Source organism: Algoriphagus aurantiacus, from assembly GCF_035156405.1.
GTDB classification, from domain to species: Bacteria; Bacteroidota; Bacteroidia; order Cytophagales; family Cyclobacteriaceae; genus Algoriphagus; species Algoriphagus aurantiacus.
Genome location: NZ_JAXRUT010000080.1, coordinates 1 through 835, shown reverse-complemented (window position 1 = coordinate 835; position 835 = coordinate 1). Strand labels below are relative to the sequence as shown.

The window sequence follows — 835 nt, the reverse complement described above, 5'->3', positions numbered from 1 at the left end:
GTAGTTTCTTGTCCGAGATGCTGTTCCTGAGCCGATTCATTAATCGGTCATGGTTGATTTCATCGAAGAAACTCTTCAGGTCGATATCCACTACCCATATCTTACCTTCCTTTACATATTCGCTGGCACGCTCTATAGCCTGTTGGGCTGAGCGACCCGGACGAAAGCCGAAGCTGTTTTCGCTGAAGTGAGGGTCGAATACCCTTTGTAATTCAGTCTGTATGCATTGTTGTACTACCCGATCTCCAATCGTCGGTATGCCAAGTAGCCGTGTACCTCCGTTTGGTTTCTCTATCTCTACTCCTCTGACTGCACTTGGCTCATATGTTCCTGCCTTTAGTTGGGTTTGTAGCTGTTTGATATTCGCTGACAAGTCACGCTCATATTCTCCCAGCGTTATTCCATCTATCCCGGCTGTCCCATCGTTGCTCTTCACGCGTCGAAACGCCTTGAGCAGGTGCAGCTGATCCGCAATTTTGTCCACTGTATTCGTGGTCAAGGTTCGTTGTTCTTCCAGTCGGGAAAATAACTCTATCTTCTGGCCTTTCCGGGAAGTACTCCCTCCCTTCTTGGTTCTAGAATCCTGTTCCATAGCAAACAGGTCTCCCTGTATGCCATGTTTACATTCTTTCGATAGTTCGTTCTTTTTACTCACTTTAAGTTCACTTCCTTGTTTAGAAAATTCAGGCCTTCCTGCTCATCACAGTACTATGCCTTCTGCTGACTTCTGTTGACTTGGATTCCTTCAGCACTCGCACGTACCACCGGCAATTGCCCCAGCCACAGACCTCCCGGGGTAAGACACTCTACTTTCATCCGATGCGGCTGAATTTAC

The 835-nt window shown here is 47.5% G+C and carries 1 protein-coding gene; it reads right to left on the bottom strand.

Annotation, left to right across the window (positions count from 1 at the left end; translation table 11 throughout):
* Positions 1–592, bottom strand: a 592-nt coding sequence (locus SYJ56_RS25815; protein ID WP_323839289.1) for a reverse transcriptase domain-containing protein, incomplete at its 3' end; no start/stop codon positions are given.
* Positions 593–835 lie beyond the last annotated feature (243 nt).